17 protein-coding genes are annotated in these 18,230 nt (G+C 70.9%); 8 read left to right on the top strand and 9 right to left on the bottom strand.

Annotated elements, in window-relative coordinates; translation table 11 throughout:
* Nucleotides 1-3: 3 nt before the first annotated feature.
* Together AB0J55_RS06580 and AB0J55_RS06575 are read right to left on the bottom strand one after the other, a co-directional pair.
* Complete coding sequence (locus tag AB0J55_RS06580; RefSeq protein WP_364243788.1) at nt 4-1,749, bottom strand: ABC transporter ATP-binding protein; 1,746 nt, start codon at nt 1,747-1,749, stop codon at nt 4-6.
* The gene (locus AB0J55_RS06575; RefSeq protein WP_364243785.1) at nt 1,746-3,380 is read right to left on the bottom strand and encodes an ABC transporter ATP-binding protein; all 1,635 of its coding nucleotides are present in this window, start codon (nt 3,378-3,380) and stop codon (nt 1,746-1,748) included. Before AB0J55_RS06575 ends, AB0J55_RS06580 begins: the two co-directional genes overlap by 4 nt.
* 347 nt (nt 3,381-3,727) lie before the next feature.
* Here AB0J55_RS06575 and purL point away from each other — a divergent pair, with 347 nt between their 5' ends.
* The gene (gene purL / locus AB0J55_RS06570; protein ID WP_364245916.1) at nt 3,728-6,010 is read left to right on the top strand and encodes a phosphoribosylformylglycinamidine synthase subunit PurL; all 2,283 of its coding nucleotides are present in this window, start codon (nt 3,728-3,730) and stop codon (nt 6,008-6,010) included.
* A 71-nt stretch (nt 6,011-6,081) separates the two neighbouring features.
* Here purL and AB0J55_RS06565 read toward each other — a convergent pair whose 3' ends face one another.
* The 5 genes from AB0J55_RS06565 to AB0J55_RS06545 form a co-directional block, all read right to left on the bottom strand.
* Entirely contained in the window at nt 6,082-7,155 is a 1,074-nt protein-coding gene (locus AB0J55_RS06565) for a pentapeptide repeat-containing protein (RefSeq protein WP_364243783.1), read from the bottom strand.
* 4 nt (nt 7,156-7,159) lie between these two features.
* Nucleotides 7,160-8,068, bottom strand: coding sequence for a hypothetical protein (locus AB0J55_RS06560; RefSeq protein ID WP_364243781.1), 909 nt, complete (start codon nt 8,066-8,068; stop codon nt 7,160-7,162).
* 176 nt (nt 8,069-8,244) lie between these two features.
* Nucleotides 8,245-9,114, bottom strand: a complete 870-nt coding sequence (locus tag AB0J55_RS06555) for a lysozyme (RefSeq protein WP_364243779.1) — start codon at nt 9,112-9,114, stop codon at nt 8,245-8,247.
* Nucleotides 9,115-9,306: 192 nt separating this feature from the next.
* Nucleotides 9,307-10,116 (bottom strand): lysozyme, encoded by an 810-nt coding sequence (locus AB0J55_RS06550; protein ID WP_364243777.1) that lies wholly within the window; start codon nt 10,114-10,116, stop codon nt 9,307-9,309.
* 90 nt (nt 10,117-10,206) lie between these two features.
* Complete coding sequence (locus AB0J55_RS06545; protein ID WP_364245913.1) at nt 10,207-10,911, bottom strand: type VII secretion system-associated protein; 705 nt, start codon at nt 10,909-10,911, stop codon at nt 10,207-10,209.
* A gap of 56 nt (nt 10,912-10,967) precedes the next feature.
* Here AB0J55_RS06545 and AB0J55_RS06540 point away from each other — a divergent pair, with 56 nt between their 5' ends.
* Nucleotides 10,968-11,348 (top strand): sterol carrier family protein, encoded by a 381-nt coding sequence (locus tag AB0J55_RS06540; RefSeq protein WP_364243774.1) that lies wholly within the window; start codon nt 10,968-10,970, stop codon nt 11,346-11,348.
* Nucleotides 11,349-11,365: 17 nt separating this feature from the next.
* Here AB0J55_RS06540 and AB0J55_RS06535 read toward each other — a convergent pair whose 3' ends face one another.
* Entirely contained in the window at nt 11,366-12,163 is a 798-nt protein-coding gene (locus AB0J55_RS06535; protein ID WP_364245910.1) for an SAM-dependent methyltransferase, read from the bottom strand.
* 200 nt (nt 12,164-12,363) lie between these two features.
* On the opposite strand from AB0J55_RS06535, the gene AB0J55_RS06530 reads away from it, so the two are divergent.
* From AB0J55_RS06530 to arfB, 6 genes are all read left to right on the top strand, one after another.
* On the top strand, nt 12,364-13,242 hold the full coding sequence (locus AB0J55_RS06530; RefSeq protein ID WP_364243771.1) for a helix-turn-helix transcriptional regulator: 879 nt from the start codon (nt 12,364-12,366) through the stop codon (nt 13,240-13,242).
* Nucleotides 13,243-13,458: 216 nt separating this feature from the next.
* Nucleotides 13,459-13,698 carry a DUF397 domain-containing protein gene (locus tag AB0J55_RS06525; RefSeq protein ID WP_247059172.1) on the top strand — a complete coding sequence of 80 codons (240 nt, stop codon included), beginning with the start codon at nt 13,459-13,461 and terminating at the stop codon, nt 13,696-13,698.
* Complete coding sequence (locus AB0J55_RS06520; protein ID WP_364243768.1) at nt 13,685-13,990, top strand: hypothetical protein; 306 nt, start codon at nt 13,685-13,687, stop codon at nt 13,988-13,990. Before AB0J55_RS06525 ends, AB0J55_RS06520 begins: the two co-directional genes overlap by 14 nt.
* Nucleotides 13,991-14,108: 118 nt before the next feature.
* Entirely contained in the window at nt 14,109-15,635 is a 1,527-nt protein-coding gene (purF, locus tag AB0J55_RS06515; protein WP_364243766.1) for an amidophosphoribosyltransferase, read from the top strand.
* Nucleotides 15,636-15,663: 28 nt separating this feature from the next.
* Nucleotides 15,664-16,734 carry a phosphoribosylformylglycinamidine cyclo-ligase gene (gene purM / locus AB0J55_RS06510; RefSeq protein ID WP_364243764.1) on the top strand — a complete coding sequence of 357 codons (1,071 nt, stop codon included), beginning with the start codon at nt 15,664-15,666 and terminating at the stop codon, nt 16,732-16,734.
* Between the two features lie 33 nt (nt 16,735-16,767).
* Nucleotides 16,768-17,199: an alternative ribosome rescue aminoacyl-tRNA hydrolase ArfB gene (gene arfB / locus AB0J55_RS06505; RefSeq protein ID WP_364243761.1), complete on the top strand. Its 432-nt coding sequence runs from the start codon at nt 16,768-16,770 to the stop codon at nt 17,197-17,199.
* Here the strand turns inward: arfB and AB0J55_RS06500 are convergent.
* Nucleotides 17,196-17,924, bottom strand: a complete 729-nt coding sequence (locus tag AB0J55_RS06500) for a GNAT family N-acetyltransferase (RefSeq protein WP_364243758.1) — start codon at nt 17,922-17,924, stop codon at nt 17,196-17,198. The genes arfB and AB0J55_RS06500 overlap by 4 nt on opposite strands.
* Nucleotides 17,925-18,230: the final 306 nt, after the last annotated feature.

Genomic DNA, 18,230 nt, shown 5'->3' with positions numbered 1-18,230 from the left:
GGACTACGAAGCCGCCGCCACCAGCCGGGCGTACGAGCCGCCCGCCGAGAGCAGCTCGTCGTGCGGGCCCAGCTCCGTGATGCGGCCGCCCTCGACCACCGCAACCCGGTCGGCCGCCGCGGCCGTGTGCAGGCGGTGGGCGATCGCGATCACCGTCCGGCCCGCCAGCACGCTGTTCAGCGACCGCTCCAGGTCCCGCGCCGAGCCCGTGTCCAGCAGCGACGTCGCCTCGTCGAGGACCAGCGTGTGCGGGTCCGCCAGCACCACCCGGGCCAGCGCCAGCTGCTGTGCGATCGCCGCCGGCACCGGGTGCTCGCCCGAGCCCAGCTTCGTGTCGAGCCCGGACGGCAGGGACGCCACCCAGTCCGACGCGCCCGCCGAGTCCAGCGCCGCCAGCAGCTCGCCGTCGGTCCAGTCGCCGCCCTCGCGCCGCGCCGGCAGCGCCAGGTTCTGCCGCAGCGTCCCGGAGAACACGTGGTGCTCCTGGGTCAGCAGCAGCACCTCGCCGCGCAGCACGTCGTCGGCCAGCGCCGAGACGTCCTGGCCGCCGATCCGCACCGAGCCCGCCGACGGCGCCGCGATGCCGGCCAGCAGCCGCCCGAGCGTCGACTTGCCCGCGCCCGACGGCCCGACGATCGCCAGCCGCTCGCCGCGCGGGACCCGCAGGTCGATGCCGTGCAGCACCTCCCGGTCCGCGGTGTAGGCGAACCGGACGCCGTGCACGTCGATGTCGCGGCCGCGCGGCACGTCGGTCACCTTCGGCGAGTCCTCGGCCGTGGCCGCGTGGACGCCGAGGATCCGGCGCGCCGCGGCCGCCGCGACCTGCAGGTCCTCCAGCCAGAACAGCGCCTCGTTGAGCGGCGCCGCCATCGCCTGGACGTACAGCAGCATCGTGGTGATCTCGCCGAGCCCGGCCCAGCCCTTCGTGTACGCGAGCAGCCCGAGCGGCAGCATGACCGCCAGCGGCAGCACGTAGCTGATCTCCAGCGACGGCAGCCACCGCAGCTGCAACCGCCGCATCCGGCGTTCCCCGAGGATGCTCTGGTCGAGAGCGTCGTACGCGGCGCCGATCCGCCGCTCGGCCAGCCCGAGCGCCTCGACCGTGCGCGCGCCCTCCGCGGTCTCGTGGACGCTGGTGGTCAGGTCCGCCCAGCGGTCGAGCATCCACTGCATGACCGCCGGGATCCGCCGCTGGTACCAGACGTTGACCGGCACCAGCAGCGGCAGCGCCACCAGCAGGCCCAGCGCCAGCAGCGGCGACGTCACCACCATCGCGACGACCGTGAACACCACGGTCACCGCCGCGACCAGGATCTCCGGCGCCGCGAACCGCGCCGCGTGGTCGATCCGGCCGAGGTCGGTGGTCGCCCGGCTGAGCAGGTCGCCCGTCCCGGCCGCCTCGACCGTGCCGAGCGGCAGCTGCAGCGCCGTCCCGACGAACTCCTCGCGCGTCTCGGCCAGCACCAGCTCGCCGAACACCGCGCCGCGCATCCGCGCGATCTTCCGCGCCAGCGCCTGCAGCACGAGGATCACGACGAACGCCGCCGCCAGCACGTCGACGCGCCCGGTCGTGGTGCCGGCCGCGACGTCGTCGACCAGCGCGCCGAGCAGCTGCGGCCCGGCCAGCCCGATCAGGGTGGCCACCGCCAGCGAGCCCAGCAGCAGGCCGAACTCGCGTTTGTGGATCGCCGCCGTCTTCAGCGCCCAGCGGCGGACGTCCCGCCGGGACGCCGTGGGAAGCCGTTTCATACCGTCATTGCCTTTGCCGTGAATACTTCGTCCGCCACATGTGTCCACAAGGGACTCTGGCTGAACACCACCGTCGTCTTGCCGCGGCGCAGCGCCGCGACGCGTTCGGTGATGCGGGCCTCCGTGTGCGCGTCGACCGCCGACGTCGGCTCGTCGAGCACCAGCACGTCGGCGTCCGTCGCCAGCGCGCGGGCCAGGTTCAGCCGTTGCCGCTGGCCACCGGACACCTCGCGGCCACGCTCGCCGATCACTTCGTCGACGCCGTCGGGCAGGGCGTCGACGATGTCGTCGGCGTCGGCCGCGGACAGCGCTTCGGTGATGCTCACGCCGCCAGGACGCGCGGGGGCCAGCTGCTCGCGCAGCACGCCCGAGAACCAGATGTCCTGGTTGTGCGCGTAGACCACCCGCCGCCGCAGTTCCGCGAGCGCGACGTGGTCCGCCCGGACCCCGCCGACCAGCACTTCTTCGCCCTCGGCCGGGTCGGCGAACCGGGCCAGCCGGTCGGCCACCGCCTCACCGTCGGCGCCGAAGTCGACCACCGTCAGCCGGCCCGGCGCGACCCGGACCCCCGACGCGGTGTCCACCAGCTCCAGCGGCCCCCCGGGCAGCGGCACCGGCGTCTCCGGGTCCGCCAGCTTCGGGGGGATGGCCAGCAGCGCGACGACCTTCCGCGACGCGACCAGCCCGGACGTGATCGAGCCGACCGCCTCGGTCGCCGCGGTGACCGGCCAGATCAGGAACGCCGAAACGCCGTAGAAGGACACCAGCTGCCCGACGCCGATCTCGCCCGCCACGGCCAGCCGCGCGCCCAGCCAGGTGATCACCACGGTGACCAGGCCGGGCAGCGCGATCTCCGCCGCGGCCAGCCACGCCTCGGCCTGGCCGACCTCGATGCCGGACCGCCGCACCCGCTGGCTCGTCTCGCGGAAGCGCGCGAAGAACCGCCGCTCACCGCCGATGCCGCGCAGGATCCGCAGCCCGGACACGATGTCGGCGCCGAGCGCGTTGACGTCCCCGCGCTTCTCGCGCTGCTTCGCCTTGCGCTTCTGCAGCGGCGCGAGCAGTGGCCCGATGCCGAGCACCGCGAGCGGTACGCCGACCAGCGCGACCACGCCGAGCAGCGGCGACGTCGAGATCAGCCACACCGCGACCACGACGAACGCCAGCAGCGAGCCGAACGCCCGCCCGGTCATCTCGACGGTGTTCCCGATGTGGTTGATGTCGGTCGTGCTGACCGCGACGAGGTTCCCGGTGGTGGTGTGTTCGCGCAGCGCGGCGCCCACGCGCGTGGTGTGCGCCGACACGACGCGCTGCGTCGAGCCGGCACCGTGCAGCCACAGGCCGTAGTTGAGGAAGTGCATCCAGGTCCCGGACAGAGCTTGGATGACACCGAGCGCGGCGGCGGCCAGCGCCCACCGCCAGACGGCACCGCCGTCGTGCGCGCCGACCGCACCGATGCCCTGGCCGATCACCAGCGGCACGAGCGCACCGGGCAACGCCCAGACCACCCCGATCGCGGCAGCCCCGAGCACCGTGCCGAGCCGAGCCCGGAACACGGCGAGCAGGAAGCGGCGCGCGGTCGGCCGAGCGGGCAGCCGCAGCGGCGGGAAGGGATATGTGGCGGAAAGCACGATTCCCGACGGTAAGCCGAGGCCCGGGAGAAGGCGACCGATTTTCCCGGACCATGGCCGCTCGGGTGCCCTTTCGCGCCCACACGTGCACCCGCTCGGGGCCCTGCGGCACGGCCCGGCCACCTGGGGGACCCCCGGTTTCAACGTTACTCGCGGGCACCGACAATTCCGGGCCGCGCGCCGCCCGCGCAGCCGAGCTGTCCACAGGGAGCCGAGTCCACATCGGGCCGCTCGATGTCGCCTTGCTCACACCGCGCCGCACCCGTCCGGATTCGGCGGCCCACCGTCCGGGTCGCCACCGGGCGGCACGTATCCTGACGGCCGTGGCGAACCCTGACACGGACACCGTGACCAGCACCGTTGACACCACCGAGCGTGCCGGGGCGACCCCGGACCACACCCAGCCCTACCGCGAGCTCGGGCTCGCCGACGACGAGTACGCCCGCATCCGGGAGATCCTCGGCCGCCGGCCCACCGACGCGGAGCTGGCGATGTACTCGGTCATGTGGAGCGAGCACTGCTCCTACAAGTCCTCCAAGAAGCACCTGCGCTACTTCGGGGAGACCGCCACCGACGAGATGAAGGCCAAGATGCTGGCCGGCATCGGGGAGAACGCCGGCGTCGTCGACATCGGCGAGGGCTGGGCGGTCACCTTCAAGGTGGAGAGCCACAACCACCCGTCCTATGTGGAGCCGTACCAGGGCGCGGCGACCGGTGTCGGCGGCATCGTCCGCGACATCATGGCGATGGGCGCGCGGCCCCTCGCGGTCGCCGACGCGCTGCGCTTCGGCCCGGCCGACGCCCCCGACACCAAGCGCGTGCTGCCCGGCGTGGTCGCCGGTGTCGGCGGCTACGGCAACTGCCTCGGGCTGCCGAACATCGGCGGCGAGCTGGTGTTCGACCCGTCCTACTCGGGAAACCCGCTGGTGAACGCCCTCTGCGTCGGTGCGATGCGCGTCGAGGACCTGCACCTGGCGTTCGCGTCCGGCACCGGCAACAAGATCATCCTGTTCGGCGCCCGCACCGGCCTCGACGGCATCGGCGGCGTTTCCGTCCTGGCGAGTGACACCTTTTCGGGTGACGAGTCGGCGTCGGGCCGCAAGAAGCTGCCGAGCGTCCAGGTGGGCGACCCGTTCACCGAGAAGGTGCTCATCGAGTGCTGCCTCGAGCTGTTCGCCCAGAAGCTGGTCGTCGGCATCCAGGACCTCGGCGGCGCCGGCCTGTCCTGCGCGACGTCCGAGCTGGCCGCGGCCGGCGACGGCGGCATGCACATCTACCTCGACCGGGTTCCGTTGCGCGCCAAGGGGATGACGCCCGCGGAGGTGCTCTCCAGCGAGTCGCAGGAGCGCATGTGCGCGGTCGTGGCGCCGGAGAACGTCGAGGCGTTCATGGCGGTCTGCCGCAAGTGGGACGTCATCGCCACCGACATCGGCGAGGTCACCGACGGCGAGCACCTGGTCATCACCTGGCACGACGAGGTCGTCGTCGACGTCCCGGCGCACACGGTCGCCCACCAGGGCCCGGTGTACGACCGGCCGATCGAGCGACCGTCCACTCAGGACGCCCTGATCGCGGACACCTCCGCGAAGCTCCCGCGTCCGTCCACTCCGGACGAACTGCGCGCGGACGTCCTGAAGCTCATCTCCTCGCCCAACCAGGCGTCCAAGGAATGGGTGACGTCCCAGTACGACCGGTACGTGCGGGGCAACAGCGTCCTGGCGCAGCCGTCGGACTCGGGCATGATCCGCATCGACGAATCGACCGGCCGCGGCGTCTCGGTGGCGACGGACTGCAACAGCAAGTTCGTCTACCTGGACCCGTACCGCGGCGCGCAGCTGGCGCTGGCGGAGGCGTACCGCAACGTGGCGACGGGCGGCGCGACGCCGGTGGCGGTGTCGGACTGCCTGAACTTCGGCGCCCCGACCGACCCGGGCGTGATGTGGCAGTTCGAGCAGGCGGTGCACGGCCTGGCGGACGGCTGCGTCGAGCTGGGCATCCCGGTGACCGGCGGCAACGTCAGCTTCTTCAACCAGACCGGTGACACGGCGATCCTCCCGACCCCGGTGATCGGCGTCCTCGGCGTGATCGACGACGTGACCCGCCGCATCCCGACGGGCATCGGCGCGGAGGCGGGCGAAACCCTGCTGCTGCTGGGCGAAACCCACGACGAGCTGGACGGCTCGGCGTGGGCTCGCGAGCTCCACGGCCACCTGGGCGGCGTCCCCCCGAAGGTCGATCTGGCGCGCGAAAAGCTCCTGGGCGAGATCCTGGTGGCGGGTTCCCGCGACGGCATGATCTCGGCGGCCCACGACCTGTCGGACGGCGGCCTGATCCAGACGCTGGTCGAGACCGTCCTCATCGGACAGTGCGGCGCCCGGGTGTTCCTGGACACCGACCAGGACCCGTTCGTCCAGCTGTTCTCGGAGTCGGCGGGCCGGGTCCTGGTGGCGGTCCCGCGCACGGAGGAGCTCCGCTTCACGGAGATGTGCACGGCCCGCGGCCTGCCGTGGCGCAAGACCGGCGTGGTGGACCCGGAGTCGGGCACGCTGGAGCTGCAGGGCATCACCGAATTCACGCTGGACGAGCTGCGCGAGGCTTGGGAAGGCACGCTCCCGGCCCTGTTCGACTGACCTGTGGATACGTGACCGGAGGGCACCGGAAACTGTCGGTGCCCTCCGCTAGCGTGGAAAACGGGGGCTGCTCAGCCCGCCTTGGCGACGATCCGCAGGTCACCGCCACCGAGTTCCTCGGTGGCCCAGACATCAGGTAGCCGCACGTCCTTCTCCGCCCGCACCACCGTGTTGTACAGCGAGACAGACTCCGGCAGGCAGGCGAACCGCAGGTCGGTCTGGCCCGCGAACCGGGCCCGCCGCAGGTCGAGCGAATCCGTCGCGTGTGCCCCGGTGAACTCGGCGTCGCCGCCGAACTCCGCGTCCTTGAACGTCGTCGGCCCGGCGAACGTCGTGTTCCGGAAGTCGGCGGTCTCGGCGAACCGGGTCCCGCTGAACCACGCGTGACTCTCGAAGATCGCGCCGCGGCAACGGAAGTAGCCCACCAGCCGGCCGGACTCCGTGCCCGCCGCGGTGAGGTACACCCGGCCCTTGAACCGGCAGCCGCTGAAGTTCGTGGTGCTGTGCAGGGACGCGTACCGGAGCAGCAGGCCACCGACCAGCTTGCCCGAGAGGTCGAAATAGTCCAGCCGGGCGCCGGTCAGGTCGAGGTCGTACGGCGAACCGTCGTCATCGCGCCCCGGGAGCAGGTCGACGACCAGCCGCTGCGCCGTGAGCCGGACCGTGAGCTCGCGTTCCTGCTCCGGATCCGGGTCTCCCTTCGCCGGCCTGGTGTACGAAAACGGCCGCCGCAGGTACGAGCACAGCACGTCCAGCACCGTCTGCGTGTAGTCCGGCCGGCTCCGCGCCAAGCCCGCCAACGCGTGCAGCGCCCCCACCCGCACCTGGTCCGCCGCGTGGCCGAGCAGCTCGACCGCCTTCGCGAACCGCTCGTCGGCGACCCGGGAACGGTCCTGCTCCGCCCGCTGGGCCTCGAGTTCGTGCCGCTGCCGCTCGATGTCCTGGCGCCGCTCCTCGACCCGGCGGCGCCGGTCGTTCAGCCACAGTGCGTACAGCGCCACGATCGCGCCGCCCGCCAGGCCGCCCGTCTTCAGCGCGTCGCTGCGGCTGGTGGCGGGGTCGGTCAGCAGCCAGCCGCCGACCCCGAGCAGCAGCACCACCGACGCGAGGAACGTCCACGCCAGCGGCGATCGCCACAGCTTCACCGGCTCAGGACACCAGCATCGTGCTGACGCAGAAGCCCTTGTCGTCGAAGTTCGTCGCGCTCAGCGTGCCCTTGACCGGCTTGCCGGCGGCCGTCCCGGTCACCTGGCCCTCGACCAGGTACTTGTCGTTCGGCACGTCGCCGAGCTGCAGCTGCAGCGGTGGCTTGAGGAACGTCGAGAGCCACGACTCGAGCAGGTCCTTCGAGTCCGCGCAGCCCAGCGCGACCGCGCCGTTGTTGTCGCCCGCGTTCAGCTTGTCGATGAACCCCTGCAGCACGGCCTTGGCGTCCGAGGCGCCGTCGCCGCCGCCGGGCGCTGTCGGCTTCGGGGCGGAGGCCGTCTTCCGCGGGGTCGTCGGCTTCGGCGCCGTCGGCTTGGCGGACGTGCTCGACGCCGGGGGCGCGGCCGTGTCCTCCTTCGACAGGAAGAACCCGGGTGCGACGAACCCCGTGATGCCGACCAGGGCGAGCACGACGACCACGGCGGCGCCGATGGCGATCCACATCCCGGTCCTGCTCTTCTTCGGCGGCGCCGGGGGCCCGCCGAAGCCCTGCGAATAACCCTGGTCCCAGCCGGACACCTGGCCGCCCGCGTTCGGGTCCCACGCCTGCTGGCCGTACTGCTGCGCGTTCGGGTCCGCCCACGCCGACTGCTGCTGCGGGGCGTTCGGGTCGGCCCACTGCTGCTGCGCGTACGGGTCACCCCACGCCGGCTGCGGGTTCGCCGGGAAACCGCCCGAGGCCGGTGGGTACCCCTGCTGCGGGTACTGCTGGGTCGGGTACGGCTGTTGCTGCTGGTTCGGGTCCCACCCGCCCTGCTGCGGGTACGGCTGCTGCGGGAAGCCGCCGGACTGCGGCTGCTGGCCGTACGGGTCGGGCTGGCCGGGCTGGCCCGGCTGAGGCGGGTAGGTCATCGATCCATGCCTTCCGGGCGCTGGGGGTGTTCGTGCGCTTCCGACGTCCGGTGGGCGCGTGCGGTTCCCCCGGTCGTGGCTGCAGCATTCTGCAAGCTCGGACGGTACGGCATGAAACCGGCTCCCGGTCGTGATGACGCGAACCCGGCACGATCCGGGAGCCGGCTCGGGGATGCTCAGCCGTTGGCGAGGGCCTGGAGCCGGTCGTAGGCACCGTTGAAGGTGTCCTGGTCGAGCGGGCTCGAGGTGTACTGCCAGACGGTGTAGAAGCCCCAGTTGTAGGGCAGGGCACCGACCGTCGACGAGTACCGCGCGACCCACAGCGGGGCCGTGCTGGAGAAGTCACCGCTCACGCACTGGCCCCACCAGTTCGCCGACGTGTAGATCACCGGGTACCGGCCGGTCTTGGCGTGGTAGGTGTCGTGGAAGTCGAGGATCCACGCCGTCATCGCCGCCTTGCTCAGCCCGTAGCAGGTCGCGCCGTACGGGTTGTACTCCATGTCCAGCGCCCCGGGCAGCGTCTTGCCGTCCTTCGACCAGCCGCCGCCGTGCGCGACGAAGTACGTCGCCTGCGCCGCGCCGCTCGAGGTGTTCGGCGTGGCGAAGTGGTACGCGCCCCGGATGAAACCCTGGTTGTAGGAGCCGTTGTACTGCTGCGCGAAGTACGGGTTGGTGTAGCTGGTGCTCTCCGTGGCCTTGGTCCAGACGAACCGCTTGCCCTGGTTCCACCAGTTCGCCCAGTCGACGTTGCCCTGGTAGCTGGCGACGTCCATGCCGGCCACTGTGGCCAGCACCTGGTTCGGGACGGCCTGCGCCGGCTGCGGTTGCTGCGCCGCCTGCTGCGTCTCCGGTGTCGACTTGTCGCCTTCGACGCGCCGGATCTGCGACCCCAGATCGTGGTTGTGCGCGGCGATGTCCGCGTTGATCGCGGCCACGGGGTCGACTTCGGGGGAGAAGGTCGTCGCCTGGGCCGTGCTGCCGAGCAGGAGCAGCGTGGCCGGGACGACCAGGGCGGCGAACAGTCGCCTTCTTCGGGATGAGGACATGTCGGATCCCTTCACAGATACCCTCGCGGTGAGCGGCTTACTGCAGGTAGCCGCCCGAGCACGATTGTTAGGGACGACGTGGCGTTTGTCACTCAGTTCCGTGAAATTGGGTATACGTGTGGGTGATTTTCTCCGGAAGTCGATCTTCAATTGGTGACTGGTTAACACCTATTATTCGAAACGCTGGGCCGTTCAGCCCAGCGCGAGCGCCAGCAGCCGGTCCGCCGGGCCGTTGAACCAGTTCTGGTCGCCGGGCAGCGTGCCGCGGTCGGCGAACTGCCAGATCGTGTGGACGTCCCAGCTCGCCGGCAGCTCGCCGATGAAGGTGTTGTAGCGCGCGATCCACAACGGGTTGCCGCCGAAGCCGGCGTCGTTCGCGGTGCAGCGCTTCCACCAGCTCGTCGACGTGTAGATCGTCGGGAGCCGCCCGGTCGCGGCGAAGTAGGTGTCGGAGAAGTCGCGGATCCACGCGACCATGCCCGCGGCGTCCTTGCCGTAACAGGTCTCGCCGTACGGGTTGTACTCCGCGTCGAGCGCGCCCGGCAGCGTCTTCCCGTCGGGCGACCAGCCGCCGCCGTGGGCCAGGAAGTACCGCGCCTGCGACGCGCCGTCGGAGATGTCCGGCCGCGCGAAGTGGTAGGCCCCGCGGATCAGGCCGGCGTTGTAGGAGCCGTTGTACTGCTGCGCGAACTGCGGGTTGACGAAGCCGGTGCCCTCGGTCGCCTTGACGTAGACGAACTTGGCGCCCGATCCCGCCGCGCCCGGCCAGTCGACCGGGCCCTGGTGCCCGCTGACGTCGTGGCCGAGCTGCTGGTCGTCGCCGCCGTACAGCACGTCGGGCGCCTCGCCGACGCCCTCGACCTTGGCGATCTGCGAACCCGCGTAGTGGTCTTCGGCCCCGGCGTAGCCGTCCCCGGCGCTCGCCGGGACCGGCCCGGCGAGGAGCAGGACAGCGGCGGCGAAGGGCACCAGCGAACGACGTTTCACCCTCTTGCACCCCATCGGTCTCGTCAGACTTCTTCAGTCTCACGATGCACCCGAGCCGCCGGATCGGCGACTCGGGTGGTCACTCGATGGGGTTGAAACCGCAGGTCAGCGGCGTTCGTCGGCGAGCGCCTTGAGCAGGTGCTCCGCCGGCACGACGGCCGTGATCAGGTCGTGCGGGTTGATCGCGACAGGGTGGCCGCCGAGCAGGCCGACGATGTCGCGGCCGAGCACGGCCCGCGCGTGCGGCCACTCCCTCGGCACCAGCGCCTTGCGCGTGTACGCGGGCACCATGACCCGGCCGTCGGTGTTGTGGAAGCCGATGACGGTCCGCTGCACCGGCGACATCGCGTAGACGAACAGCGTCGCGTCGAGGACGGCCTTCGGCAGGTCCGACGGCGGGCGGTGCTCGGTGCGGACGAGCTGCAGCAGGTGTTCGAGGTCGTTCGCCGGGTCCGGGAAACCGAGCGCCTTGGGCGAGGGCCGGTAGCGGTCGTTCGGGTGGAAGTCGGCGACGACGTCCCCGGCGCCGTTCACCGGGTAGGCGCCGACGACCGCCCACGACGGCACCGGGCCGTTCGGGTCGAAGGCCTCGTCGATGACGTAGAGCCAGCTGTCGGGGTTGGCGCGGGCGTTCGCCCGCATTTCCGCGGTGATCTCGGGCGTGCCGTGCTTGCCGGTGCGCCGCGCCTGCTGGCCTTCGCGCCGCGAAGCGCGGTTGTGCTTGCCGTGCCTGCCGGGGCGATCGGCTCCGCTTCCGGTGGGCTGCTGCGAAACCATCCGATCCGCCTCGTCCCGCTGCGCCATCGTCATCCCCACGTTCTCGGGTGTGCCTGCCAAGTCTTGGTGCGCCACTCTACTGTTTGCCCATGGCCTCTTCGCGTTCGGTCGACCCCGGACAGTTACGTGCGGCGGTGCTGGCGATTTCCCCGTGGCTGCAGGGTGATGCGCCCGATCCGGCGCGCCCGGAACTGGCCGCGGCGGTCCGGCTGTCCCTGCGCGCGCTGGCGGCCGACGCGCCGGGCCGGACGGTCGAGGTGCGGGTGCCGCCCTTCGCCGCGGTGCAGTGCGTCGAAGGTCCGCGCCACACCCGGGGCACCCCGCCGAACGTGGTCGAAACCGATCCGCGGACGTGGCTCGAGCTGGCGACCGGGCGGCTGGACTGGACCACGGCGGTGGCGGACGGCCGGGTGTCCGCATCGGGCACCCGGGCCGACCTTTCCCACTGGCTCCCCCTCGTCCGGTTCTGACGGACGGGGAGCGCGGGTCACGGCTTGCGGCCGACTCCGCCGGCGATGGTCCGCTGCGCCACGTTGAGGTCCTTGAGCCGCGGGCCGTCCGGCCACCAGTCGGCGCACAGCGTCACGCCGGGGTCGACCAGTTCGAGGCCGGGGAACAGCTCCTCGATCTCCTTCTGCGTCCGGAACGTCCCCGAGCCCATCGGGCTGTGCAGGAAGAAGTCCTCCATCCGGCGCGCGGTCGCGGAGTCCTCGTTCTCGGGGTCGAAGAAGTGGCTGATCCCGACGAAGGAGCCGGACGGCAGGGCGTCGACGTACTCCCGCATGATCTCGGCCGGCCGGTCGTGGTCGCCGGTGTAGTGGTGCAGCGTGCCCATCTGCAGCAGGACGAGCGGCTGGGTGAAGTCGATGTGCTCGCGGACCACCTCGTTTTCGAGGATCCGCTGCGGCTCGAAGATGTCCTCGGCGACGAAGTGGGTGTGCTCGTTCTCCTCCAGCAGCGCCCGGCCGTGCGCGAGGACCACCGGGTCGTTGTCGACGTAGACGACCGTGGTCTCCGGGTTGATCCGCTGGACGACCTGGTGGGTGTTCTCCGCCGTCGGCAGGCCGGAGCCGAGGTCGAGGAACTGGGTGATGCCCGTCTGGCTGGCGAGGAAGCGGCAGGCGCGGATGAGGAAGCCGCGGTTCTCGAACGCCAGGTCCTGGGCCTCCGGGGCGGCCTTCTGCACCTTCTGCAGGACCTCCCGGTCGATCTCGTAGTTGTCCTTCCCGAGCAGGAAGGCGTCGTACACGCGCGCGATGCTCGCTCGGGTCGGGTCGACCCCCACGGGAACTCGTTCGGTCCGGGTCGCGGCGTCGGGCATCTTGAACCTCGCAAGTTCTGTGTTGAAAGTCTCGTACCCTACGTAGAGTAGGACTCCACACGCATGCGGTAAACCGGGTCACCTCTTTGCGCAGGACGGCCCAACGTGTACTTTCGGTAGTCGGCCTAGAACCCCCTGGTGACGTGAGCGCGGAAGGTCCGGGAATGAACGCGGTGAACGCGTCCGCAGGTGAACAGAACATCGGCCCCACGGCACGCCGGATGATCCTGGGCTCCCAGCTGCGCCGGCTCCGGGAAGAAGCCGGCATCACCCGTCAGCAGGCCGGTTACAACATCCGGGGCTCGGAGTCGAAGATCAGCCGGCTCGAGCTGGGCCGGGTCGGCTTCAAGGAACGCGACGTCACCGACCTGCTGACGATGTACGGCGTCGACGACCCGACCGAGCGCCGCACGTTCCTCGAGATGGTCAAGCAGTCGAACGAGCCAGGCTGGTGGCGGCGCTTCGGCGACACCATGCCGAACTGGTTCACCGACCTCGTCGGCCTCGAAGAAGCCGCCGCGCGAATCCAGATCTGGGAACCGATCTACGTCTCGGGCCTGCTGCAGATCGAGCCGTACGCACGGGCGATCTTCAGCCACGGCCGTCCGGAGATGGCCGACGAGCGGGTCGACCAGCTCGTCGCGCTGCGCATGCGGCGGCAGAAGATGTTCAGCAGGCCGGACGCGCCCCGCGTGTGGATGGTGCTCGACGAGTCGGTGCTGTACCGCCCGATCGGCGGCATGAAGGTGCTCAAGCAGCAGATCGAATACCTGCTCGAGATGAGCGCGCTGCCGCACGTGTCGATCCAGGTGCTGCCGTACTCGCGCAGCGGGCTGTCCGCCGAGCACGCGTTTTCGCTGCTGCGGTTCGGCGAACCGGAACTGCCGAACATCGCGTACGTCGAATACCTGACCGGCGCGCACTACATCGAGAAGCGCGAAGAGATCGAAAAGTACAGCCGCGCCCTCGACATGCTGGCCGTCGACGCGGAGACGCCGGAGCGGAGCCGTTCGATGCTCGCGAAGCGCCGCCAGGAGATCTAAAGCGGTAACCGGCAGTAGCGATTAGGCCGTTCGTGCCGTTGCCTATCACCCAATAGGTTAACGGCAGTCCTGGGATTCTTTACCGTCCGAGAACTTTGCAAGAAATTCTGCACGTGCATTTACCGCTGCATGCGAACGTGCTAGCCTCCGATACGCGGGCAAATGCACATGCAGATGCATAGCCTCGGAAGATCTTCCGCATCGAGAGGTGGGACCATGGCTGAGCGATTCGAGAACGGCATCCCGGCCGATCGGCTGTCCGGAGCCCAATGGCGCAAGGCGAGTTACAGCGGCGCGGTCGGCAACTGCGTCGAAGTCGCGCCGCTGACCACCGGCGAGATCGCGATGCGCAATTCGCGCTTCCCGACCGGCCCGGCGCTCGTGTACACGCGCGCGGAAATGGCGGCGTTCCTGGCGGGCGCCAAGGACGGTGAGTTCGACGATGTCCTCGGCTGAGGCCGTCGCCCCCGTCTTCGACATCGAAACCGGACTGCAGGAGCTGGTGGCTCGCGGCTACCAGTTCGTGCACCCGGCCGACGAGCGCGGTGAAGTCCTCGCCGTCGTCGGCGTGCGGGTGCACGACGACGTGGTGGACGTGGTCCGGCTCAACGCCGAAGACGACGTCGTGGCGACCAGGATGCCCGGCACCGAGGAGAACATCTTCGAGCCGGAGCGGTGGCTGTGGCGCCGCCGCGGCGAGGGCGCGCAGGTGCTGACGGAGATCCTCTCCCTGCCGGACGCGTGCTAGGCGGGCAGGCGCACGGCCCCTGTCCGAAGTGGTCAGAACCACGTCGGGCGGGGCCGGGACGGCGATCGGACCGTTTACACTGAAATCGGCCTGACCACGTCTTCCCAGGAGCTCCTCGGTGGTTTCCGACCCGCAAGTCGTGTCCGACCAGCCCGAACCGGAACCCCGTGAGGAGTGCGGCGTCTTCGGCGTCTGGGCTCCCGGGGAAGAAGTCGCGAAGCTGACCTACTACGGCCTCTACGCCCTGCAGCACCGGGGCCAGGAGGCCGCCGGCATCTCCGTCTCCGACGGCTCGCAGATCGTGGTCTTCAAGGACCTCGGCCTGGTCAGCCAGGTCTTCGACGAGCAGATCCTGCAGTCGCTGCAGGGCCACATCGCCGTCGGGCACTGCCGGTACTCGACCACCGGCGCCACCATCTGGGAGAACGCGCAGCCGATCTTCCGCACCACCGAGACCGGTAGCGGCCTCTCCTTCGCGCACAACGGCAACCTGGTCAACACGGCCGAGCTGCGCGAACGCACCATCGAAGCGGGTCTCAAGCCGCACGCGGGCCTGACGGGTTCGTCGAGCGACTCCGACCTGATCTGCGGCCTGCTCGCCGCGAACGCCGCCGACAAGGGCATCGAGGCCGCGGCCATGGAGCTGCTGCCCACCCTGAAGGGCGCCTTCTGCCTGGTGTTCTCCGACGAGAACACGCTGTACGCGGCCCGTGACCCGCACGGCGTCCACCCGCTGGTGCTCGGCCGGCTCGAGCGCGGCTGGGTCGTTTCCAGCGAGACGGCGGGCCTCGACATCGTCGGCGCGTCCTTCGTCCGCGAGGTCGAGCCCGGCGAGCTCATCGCGATCGACGCCGCGGGCCTGCGCTCCTCCCGGTTCGCGAATCCGGACCCCAAGGGCTGCGTCTTCGAGTACGTCTACCTCGCCCGTCCCGACACCACGATCGCCGGCCGCGGCGTGCACGCCACCCGCGTCGAGATCGGCCGGCGGCTCGCCAAAGAGCAGCCGGTCGAGGCCGACCTGGTGATGCCGGTGCCGGAGTCCGGCACCCCGGCCGCGATCGGCTACGCGCAGGGCTCCGGCATCCCCTACGGCACCGGCCTGGTGAAGAACGCCTACGTCGGGCGCACGTTCATCCAGCCGTCGCAGACCATCCGCCAGCTGGGCATCCGGCTCAAGCTGAACCCGCTGCGCGACGTCATCCGCGGCAAGCGCCTGGTCGTGGTGGACGACTCGATCGTCCGCGGCAACACCCAGCGCGCACTCGTCCGGATGCTGCGGGAGGCCGGCGCGCTCGAGGTGCACGTCCGGATCGCGTCACCGCCCGTGCGCTGGCCGTGCTTCTACGGCATCGACTTCGCGTCCCGGGCCGAACTGGTCGCGAACGGCGTCGACCTCGACGGCATCCGGCGCTCGATCGGCGCCGACTCCCTGGGCTACATTTCCCTGGACGGCCTGGTCGCGGCGGCGGAACAGCCGAAGTCGCGGCTGTGCACGGCGTGCTTCTCCGGCGAGTACCCGATTCCGCTGCCGGAGGACGCGCTGATCGGGAAGCACCTGCTCGAAAGCCTCGACGCGGTCAATGGCGCGGCGACCCCCGTCAGTCCCGCCGGGTACGGTGCCGAAGACGCCGTCCGGCGTCCCTGAGTTCCTTCCAGTAGGGAGTCCGTCCACCGTGAGCGAGTCCACGAGCGCCACGTACGCCGCCGCCGGGGTCAGCATCGACGCCGGCGACCAAGCCGTCGAGCTGCTCAAGCCGCACGCCGCGCGGGCCACGCGGCCCGAGGTCATGGGTGGCGTCGGCGGCTTCGCCGGGCTCTTCTCCCTGAAGCTCGACAAGTGGAAGGAACCGGTGCTCGCGTCGTCGACCGACGGCGTCGGCACCAAGATCGCGGTCGCGCAGGCGCTGGACAAGCACGACACGGTCGGCATCGACCTGGTCGCCATGGTGGTCGACGACCTGGTCGTGACCGGCGCCGAGCCGCTGTTCCTGCAGGACTACATCGCCGTCGGCAAGGTGCACCCGGAGAAGATCGCGGCGCTGGTCGGCGGCATCGCCGAGGGCTGCGTCAAGGCCGGCTGCGCGCTGCTCGGCGGCGAGACCGCGGAGCACCCGGGGCTGATGGGCGAGCACGACTACGACATGTCGGCCACCGGCGTCGGCGTGGTGGAGGCGTCCCAGCTGCTCTCGCCGGAGAAGGTCCGCCCGGGTGACGTCGTGCTGGCCCTCGGGTCGTCCGGCCTGCACTCGAACGGGTACTCGCTGGCCCGGCACGTGCTGCTGGACATCGCCCGGATGCCGCTCGACGGGCACGTCGAGGAGTTCGGCCGCACCCTCGGCGAGGAAATGCTGGAGCCGACGCGGATCTACGCGAAGGACTGCCTGGCGCTCGCCGCCGAGACCGAGGTCCGGACGTTCGCGCACATCACCGGCGGTGGCCTGGAGGCCAACCTGGCCCGGGTCATGCCGCGCGGCCTGGTCGCCCGCCTCGAGCGCGGCACCTGGACGCCGGCGCCGGTGTTCGCCCTGATCGGCCAGCGCGGCAAGGTCGAGCGGGCCGAGCTGGAGAAGACGTTCAACATGGGTGTCGGCATGGTCGCGATCGTCGGTGCCGAGGACGTCGACCGGGCGCTGGCCATGCTGACCGCGCGGCACGTCCCGGCGTGGGTGCTGGGCGAAGTCCAGCCGGCCGACGACGTCGACGGCCCGCGTGCGGTGCTGTCGGGTGACCACCCGCGGTTCTGATTTCCGCTCGACCCGGCTGTCACACTGGTTGACGTGGCAGCCGAAGACGTAGTGGTCGGCTCCCGGTTCACGATCCCGGGAGCCGAGTTGAGCGAGCGCTTTTCGCGGTCGTCCGGCCCGGGCGGGCAGGGCGTGAACACCACGGACTCGCGCGTCGAGCTGTCCTTCGACGTCGCTTCTTCGCCGTCGATCCCCGAGCACCTGCGGGACCGGGTGCTGGCCGGGCTCGGCTCGCGGCTGGTCGACGGCGTCCTGACGATCGCGGCGAGCGAACACCGGTCGCAGCTGCAGAACCGCGAGGCCGCGCGCGGCCGGCTGGCGAACCTGCTGCTCGACGCGTCGGCCCCGCCGCCCGCCAAGCGGCGCCCCACGAAGCCGTCTCGCGGTTCGAAGGAGCGCCGCCTGGCGTCGAAGAAGCGCCGGAGCGACGTGAAACGCGGCCGCTCCGGCCGGTTCGAGGACTAGCTCAACGACAGGTGCACGCACTCGCCCGCCGGCCGGTAGCCGACGCGGGCGTAGACGTGGCCGATCCCCAGGTCACCGGGGGTGAGGAACGCCGTGTGGGCCCCGGCCTCGTGGACCGCGCGGGTGAGGTGCGCGGTGAGCGCCGCGGCGATCCCGCGGCCGCGGTAGGCCTCGAGCACGGCGATTCCGGCGATCTCGGTCGTGCCGTCGACGATTTCGAGCGCGAGGCCGCCGCCGACGACCACGCCGTCGGCTTCCGCGAGCAGGTATCCCACCCCGGCACTCGGCTCTCCGGCGTCGCCGGCTTCCGCGGGTTCGCCGAACGCGATGTTCTGCGCGCGGCGCATGCTCCGGAAGTCCTCGGCGGACTCGGGGGCGCGCAGCCGGATTCCCGTCGGCACCGGCCGGTCGATGCGGCCCTCCGGCGGGCAGGTCATCAGCGGTACTCGCCGTTCGAGCCGGTACCCGGCGCCGACCAGCAGTTTCTCCAGGTCGGGGGCGACGTCGGTGAAGTACTCCAGCCGCGGGAGCAGCCCCCGCCGCCGGTATGCCCCGGTCAGGGCGGCGATCTCGGCGGCGGGCGGCTTCGCGCCGTCGTCCGGGATCGCGTAGTTGAGCATCGGGTGGGCCGTGTCCGGCGAGAAGGTGGCGAGGAACGGCCCGACCCGTTCGGTCGTGCGGCCGCGTGGCGCCGTCTTGCGGACATAGGCCTGGATGGCGGACATGGTGAGCCTTTCGAGCGCAGGTCAAGGAACCGCAGCCGGTGACCGGCGTGCGGGCGGGGCGCTGGGCGTCAGGCCTAGCGGAGGCCGACGCCGGGGACGGCGCCAGGCATAGGCGTTCATTCCTTGAACTCGAGCGGGCTCTTCCCGGCCATGTTCGCATGGCCGGCAACCGGTTTACCGCGTTCCGGGTGAGTCCGGTCAGGGATCGCCGTGTTCGCAAGGGAAACTGTGGACAACCCTGTGGATGGATTCGGGGCGTTGCCGGGAAACCCCTGCGGCGCAGGGAAAGTACGCGAAGCGTGCCTG

This window comes from Amycolatopsis sp. NPDC049688, from assembly GCF_040674975.1.
Classification (GTDB): Bacteria; Actinomycetota; Actinomycetes; order Mycobacteriales; family Pseudonocardiaceae; genus Amycolatopsis.
This window is presented reverse-complemented; position numbering and strand designations above follow the sequence as displayed.

What these genes read in the sequence shown, in the direction of transcription:
- AB0J55_RS06520 (WP_364243768.1), top strand. Translation starts at nt 13,685, where the DNA reads ATGTCCTCGGCTGAGGCCGTCGCCCCCGTCTTCGACATCGAAACCGGA.
- AB0J55_RS06550 (WP_364243777.1), bottom strand. Translation starts at nt 10,116, where the DNA reads ATGGGGTGCAAGAGGGTGAAACGTCGTTCGCTGGTGCCCTTCGCCGCC.
- AB0J55_RS06540 (WP_364243774.1), top strand. Translation starts at nt 10,968, where the DNA reads ATGGCCTCTTCGCGTTCGGTCGACCCCGGACAGTTACGTGCGGCGGTG.
- AB0J55_RS06500 (WP_364243758.1), bottom strand. Translation starts at nt 17,924, where the DNA reads ATGTCCGCCATCCAGGCCTATGTCCGCAAGACGGCGCCACGCGGCCGC.
- AB0J55_RS06580 (WP_364243788.1), bottom strand. Translation starts at nt 1,749, where the DNA reads ATGAAACGGCTTCCCACGGCGTCCCGGCGGGACGTCCGCCGCTGGGCG.
- AB0J55_RS06525 (WP_247059172.1), top strand. Translation starts at nt 13,459, where the DNA reads ATGGCTGAGCGATTCGAGAACGGCATCCCGGCCGATCGGCTGTCCGGA.
- AB0J55_RS06555 (WP_364243779.1), bottom strand. Translation starts at nt 9,114, where the DNA reads ATGTCCTCATCCCGAAGAAGGCGACTGTTCGCCGCCCTGGTCGTCCCG.
- AB0J55_RS06530 (WP_364243771.1), top strand. Translation starts at nt 12,364, where the DNA reads ATGAACGCGGTGAACGCGTCCGCAGGTGAACAGAACATCGGCCCCACG.
- AB0J55_RS06545 (WP_364245913.1), bottom strand. Translation starts at nt 10,911, where the DNA reads ATGACGATGGCGCAGCGGGACGAGGCGGATCGGATGGTTTCGCAGCAG.
- AB0J55_RS06560 (WP_364243781.1), bottom strand. Translation starts at nt 8,068, where the DNA reads ATGACCTACCCGCCTCAGCCGGGCCAGCCCGGCCAGCCCGACCCGTAC.